Annotated in this window: 3 pseudogenes; all 3 read right to left on the reverse strand. The window is 26.6% G+C overall.

Annotated features, from left to right (window positions below):
• Positions 1–600: 600 nt before the first annotated feature.
• Positions 601–806 (reverse strand): annotated as a pseudogene (locus tag OC698_RS03345) (IS3 family transposase); the annotation flags it as partial.
• A pseudogene (locus OC698_RS02985) lies at positions 801–878 on the reverse strand (single-stranded DNA-binding protein); the annotation flags it as partial. The pseudogenes OC698_RS02985 and OC698_RS03345, both read right to left, overlap by 6 nt.
• Positions 872–1,434: pseudogene (locus tag OC698_RS02990) on the reverse strand (sigma-70 family RNA polymerase sigma factor). The pseudogenes OC698_RS02985 and OC698_RS02990, both read right to left, overlap by 7 nt.
• Between the last annotated feature and the right edge of the window lie 622 nt (positions 1,435–2,056).

Genomic DNA, 2,056 nt, shown 5'->3' on the forward strand with positions numbered 1-2,056 from the left:
ATCTTATTTTAAAATTTATTTAATGAAAAGAGTTAATGAAAAATGAGATTCCGTACTCTTACTACTCTTGGTTCTTGGGCTTTGGCTTTTATTTTTGTTATTCTTATTTTAAGTTATTTTCATGGCGTCGAAGAATAACAAAATATTTCAGATAAAATAACAAAAAACCTGAGACATCACAAGTTGTAGATAAGAAAAAACTTAATAATTCGGATCATGTAATACCTGCTAGAAAAAATCAACCAGACAAAGGTAAACCAGAAAATACAGTAGAAGATTGAACTGTTCCATTTTTTAGACAATTTTTGATTTAAAAATTATGCTTGAAGACTAAAATTAAGTTGCTAATTTCCTATCTTTTCAAACCAAAGAAATATTTTATGAAATTAAAAAAAGTGTCTAAACTTTTTTTGATAATTCTTTTGTTTTAAAAGATATTTTTTTATATTTTATCTCTTCACTATATATTTGAACAAAAAAAGAGAAAAACCTGATAACAAAATGAAAAGAAAATGATATTTGCTATTAGTTTAACTTTTTTCTTTAAAAAAAGCGCACTCAAGTAACCTTTTTCAGGTCAGCTTAATGCCGTTCAAAAAATTAGCCGCGATTTTGAATATATTGAATTGGTGTGGCATAGTTTAATTTCCTTAAAATCCACTGCGTATTCCAAAATTGGGGGAAATGATTAATTATTTTTTTCATGCTATTAGGGGATTTTTCTAATATTATCGCGAGGATTAGCTTTTCTGGACATACTGATTAAAAACCCCTTTTTTAATTAAAGTTTGTTGGACTTTTTGTTCGTGATGGCTATTAATGTATTGTTTTTCTAAATCATGGCTCAAACGGCGGATTAATTGGACTTTGTTTAACATAATTTATTGCTCTTTCGATATATTTTTTTTAATTTTTGGATTGCTTTTTCTTTTATATTTGCTACTTGTCTTAAAGATAAATTGAGTTGTTCAGTGATTTCCTTGTTGGTATAACAGCTTTGATAATTTTTATGGATATTGCCTAAAGGAACCCCGAAACTTAAATGAATAATTTGAAATTCCTTTGCACTTAATTTCGTTTTCATTTTTTTTTAAAAAAGTTCATGATGAATTTGTTTTAACTAACGTTGATGAGATTTTAGGGGGGGGATTGAAGGTGAAGTACTTTTTTGATTAATTCACTGATTTCAAATTTGATAATAGGAGTAGCATAGGTAATAAATTTACAACCTAAATCTATGTAATTATCGAGGGCTTTCATTAAGCCTAAAATTCCTTTTTGTTCTAAATTGGCTCGGGTTAAACAACGCGGATAATATTTAAATTGATAAACTAGTTTTTTAACTAAAGGTAGATGAAGTTCAATTAATTGATCTCGTATTGCTAAATTCTTTTTATTTTTTAAAAATTCTTTAAATAATTCTTGTCTTAACATGCAATTCCTTTCTAAAAACATTTTTCGAAAAGACAGGAAATTATTTTTTTAGTCTTTTAAAACAAAAAAAAGATTAACTTAACAGTTAGTCTTCGAAAATTTTTAAAAAGTAAAAAGTGTCTAAAGTTTAGGAACGCCTCAGACCCCAACCAACAAATGAGGGATATTAGAATATTTGAAAAGAATAAAAGGTCAAGAATAAACAGTTAACTAGTGGTGACACGAAGTTAAACCCAGACAAAGGGATAAATTAGAGAAAGCGGTGTGCTGAGACACTTGCTAGTACCGGTTTGGACGGGGGCTATTTGTAATATTTGTTAACCATCAAAGAAACGCAAATAATCTATCCGGTATCTTTAGATATTAACCTATAAAAAAAATATAATTTTTAACAATAAACAATTATAATCAAAATAACAAAAGTAAATTAATGATGAATTAGGTAAAAAAATAAAAAAGATTTTTTTAATAAATAGGATTTTTATTTCTTTCCGAGTTTGTGAGTTTGTTTTAAATAAAAAAAGACCCTAGAAATGGTCTTTGGTTAGTTATAAAATAAGATTTTGACGAAGAAATTTATGAATCGATTAATAATATTGTTTATTATTGATAACGAATAGTT

The sequence above is a fragment of the Candidatus Phytoplasma gossypii genome, assembly GCF_030586975.1.
Classification (GTDB): Bacteria; Bacillota_I; Bacilli_A; order Acholeplasmatales; family Acholeplasmataceae; genus Phytoplasma; species Phytoplasma citri.